The following is a 3,301-nucleotide window of genomic DNA, read 5'->3' on the forward strand; positions in this document are numbered from 1 at the left end:
GATCCGCATTCGGGCCTCGGCATCGGCAGCCTCGGCGGGTTGCTCGCGACTAAGGCGGCGATGCTGGAGCATGGCATCAAGGGCACGCTGCGCTTCACCGGCGAGCCGGCCGAGAAGGTGCGGGGCTCGAAACCGATCCATGCGGCAAAAGGCTATTATGACGGCCTTGCCGGCATGATCTCCTTCCATCCCTTCTACATGCTGCCGCTCTGCAACACCGCGCGCTGGGACACGCATTGCGGCGCCGCCTATTCGATGATCTACCGCTTCGTCTGCGACGAGCCCGAGAATTGGGGCCGCGCGGCAAGCGACGCAGCACCCATCCCGCAGGCGCATTCGGCGGTGCGGGCGCCCGGCGCCAATGACGCGCTGATGATGATGTACATGGCCTCCAAGGCGCTGCGCGATTCCATGCTCACCCATCAGGGCGGCTGGTCGATCAGCGAGGCGATCCTGACGGCAGGGCAGGCGACCGCCGACAATCTGCCGGCCGGCCTTGCCGAGATCCAGTACATGATCCGCGTGCCGACCATCGCCATGGCCGAACAGGTGACCGCGGTGCTCGACCGTAACGCCGAAGCCGCTGCCAGGATGAGCGGCTGCCGCTACGAGCGTCATTGGGTCTCGAAGTCGCGGCCGGGGCTCGCCAACCACGCCATGGCCGATATCACCTATCAGGCGCTCTCCACTGTCGGCGCGCCGCAATGGAACGAAGAGGCGAGGGCGATCGGGCGCGAGGTCCAGGTCAATGCCGGCGGCGAGGCGACCGAAAACCCGTTCATCGACGAGCTGGAGCGGCTTATCGCGCCGCAGGAGGCCGAGGCGATCCTGCGCCGCGACCTGCCGCCCTCGCAGGTGAACTCCACCTCCGACGACTACACCGACATGAGCTGGCACGCGCCGACATCGCGTTTCTACATCGCCCGCCCGGCGCTGCGCGCGGCCAAGGGCCATGTCTATCCATCCTGGGCGATGAACGCGCTGGGCGGCATCTCCGCCACCATCGATCCGATGGTCACCTGCGCCGCCAAGACGGTCGCGCTGACGGCACTGCGCCTGCTGGAGGACAAGGCCGCGCGCGATGCCGCGATGGACGAGTTCGTCAGGCGGACCGGCGGCGGCATCGGCGGCTCGAACTGGATCGCGCCGCTCTGCGACTATGAACCGCCGATCAACTTCCGCTGGCCGGAATATGTCACCACCGCGCGCGGGCGCGACTGGTGGATCCCGGCCGCTTCCACCGCATGACCGATCAACAAAACAGTCCAAGGAGAACCCCATGACCGTCCATGACCGCATCGTCGCCGAGCCCTTCTCGCTGCAGCGCCGCAACCCCAATGGCGGCACCAAGCCGCTGACCGCCTGGGGCTTCGCCAACGAGACCGATGTGCTGACTGACGTGCTGCTCGGCTCGCCGAACTTCCTGCGCCACCTGTCGACCAGCTCGCTATCCAGGAAACATCTGCGCGAGGCGCCCTGCAACATCCAGATCGCTCAGGCGCAGCATAAGGACCTCGTCGCAGCCTACGAGCATTTCGGCGTCAATATCCACTGGCACGAGCCGACGCCGGAACTGCCGATGCAGGTCTATTCGCGCGACTCCAGCGTCATGACGCCCTACGGCGCCTTCATCACCGCCATGGCCAACTGGTGGCGGCGCGGCGAGAACTACGCCGCCATCCGCACCTATGAGAAGCTCGGCATCCCGATCTACGACATGGTGACGGCCGGCACCTTCGAAGGTGGCGACTTCAACGTCATCGAGGAGGGCGTCGTGCTGATCGGCTGCGGCGGCGCCCGCACCCAGGAAGAAGGCGCCCGCCAGGTGAAGGAATGGTTCGACAAGGAAGGCTGGGAGACGCGTCTTGCCTTCATCGACGAATATTATGTCCACATCGATCTGATGGTGGTGCCGATCGCCGAAAAGCTCACCGCCGTCTGCCTCGCCTGCACCGAGCCCGGCATCGTCGACTGGCTGAAAGGCAAGGGCCATGAGATCATCGACGTGCCCTTCCAGGACACGATGGCGCTCGGCTGCAACTTCATGTCGCTCGGCAAGGACAGGGTGATCGCGCCCACGTCGAGCAAGACGCTGATTGGCCAGCTGAAGGCGCGCGGCATCGAGGTCGCGGCCGTCGACATGAGCGAGATCTCCAAGACCGGCGGCGGCATCCACTGCATGGCGCAGGCGCTGAAGCGCGTGCCGGCGTAACGGGCTTTCAAGGTCCGAAACCACCAAGGGGAATGCTTATCCCCTGGCTGTCGGGCCAGGGGATTTCTCTTTTGTTGGCCGGCCTGTCAGGAGACTTCGCCATATCCGTTCCGATCATCCCGGCCCTGCGCTAGGCTTCCGCCAGCCGAAACAGGATTGCCGCAAAGATGATCGTCCAGGCTTGCATCAACGGCGCCCGTCCCGCCGATTTCCATCCCGCATTGCCGCTCGATCCTGAGGCGATGGCGCGCGACGCTGCGGCCTCGATTGCTGCGGGTGCCGCCGAACTGCATGTCCATGCGCGTGGCGCCGACAGCCGAGAGAGCCTGGCGCCGGAGGCGATGGATAGGACGGTCGCGGCGCTCCGCAGAGCCTGTCCGGGCACGTTGATCGGCGTCTCCACCGGCGCCTGGATCGAGAAGGACGATCTTCGCACGCTGGTCGCCATCTCCGGCTGGCGCGAGCTGCCCGACTACGCGTCGGTCAATCTCAGCGAGGCGGCGGCGCCTGAAGTGATGGAGGCCCTGCGCGGCCGCGGCGTCGGCATCGAGGCCGGGCTGGCCTCGATCGGCGACGCGCTCAGGCTTGCCAGTCTCGACCATGGCGGGCGGGTGCTGCGCGTGCTGATCGAGATTTCCGAACAGGCGCTGGACGAGGCCTTTGCCGTCGCCAACGGCATCCAAAAGGTGCTGCAGCGCGAGGGTATCCGCCGCTCGATCCTGCTGCATGGCGAGAACGCGACCGTGTGGCCTTTTGTTCAGCGGGCGGCGCTGCGGAAATTCTCGACGCGGGTTGGGCTGGAGGACGGGAAGGAGTTGCCGGACGGCAGCGTGGCCGAAAGCAATGCGGCACTGGTAGCGGCGGCTGTGGGGATTTATCGCGGAGCGTGACCCGTTCCTCCCCCCACGAAGTGGGGAGAGGTGGCTCGGCGAAGCCGAGACGGAGAGGGGAGCGCCCTACGAAGGCCCCTCTCCGTCCGCTTCGCGGACACCTGTCCCCGCCTTTGGCGGGGCGAGGAAACGCCCTCACTGCATATCCGCGTCGGCCCTCAACTCCGCCCGCTTCTCGTCCGACACCACGGCAAGGTCC

At 66.4% G+C, this 3,301-nt stretch carries 3 protein-coding genes; all 3 read left to right on the top strand.

The features are described 5' to 3' along the window. On the top strand, window positions 1–1,248 hold a 1,248-nt coding region (locus EOA27_RS28605), incomplete at its 5' end, for an amidohydrolase (protein WP_127257807.1). Window positions 1,249–1,279: 31 nt separating this feature from the next. Continuing rightward, window positions 1,280–2,212, top strand: a complete 933-nt coding sequence (locus EOA27_RS28610) for a dimethylarginine dimethylaminohydrolase family protein (RefSeq protein ID WP_126078143.1) — start codon at window positions 1,280–1,282, stop codon at window positions 2,210–2,212. A 167-nt stretch (window positions 2,213–2,379) separates the two neighbouring features. After that, the gene (locus EOA27_RS28615; RefSeq protein WP_126078142.1) at window positions 2,380–3,102 is read left to right on the top strand and encodes a 3-keto-5-aminohexanoate cleavage protein; all 723 of its coding nucleotides are present in this window, start codon (window positions 2,380–2,382) and stop codon (window positions 3,100–3,102) included. Window positions 3,103–3,301 lie beyond the last annotated feature (199 nt).

Source organism: Mesorhizobium sp. M2A.F.Ca.ET.037.01.1.1 (assembly GCF_003998075.1).
Classification (GTDB): Bacteria; Pseudomonadota; Alphaproteobacteria; order Rhizobiales; family Rhizobiaceae; genus Mesorhizobium.

Coding starts and splice junctions, on each gene's coding strand:
- EOA27_RS28615 (WP_126078142.1), top strand. CDS start 2,380: ATGATCGTCCAGGCTTGCATCAACGGCGCCCGTCCCGCCGATTTCCAT.
- EOA27_RS28610 (WP_126078143.1), top strand. CDS start 1,280: ATGACCGTCCATGACCGCATCGTCGCCGAGCCCTTCTCGCTGCAGCGC.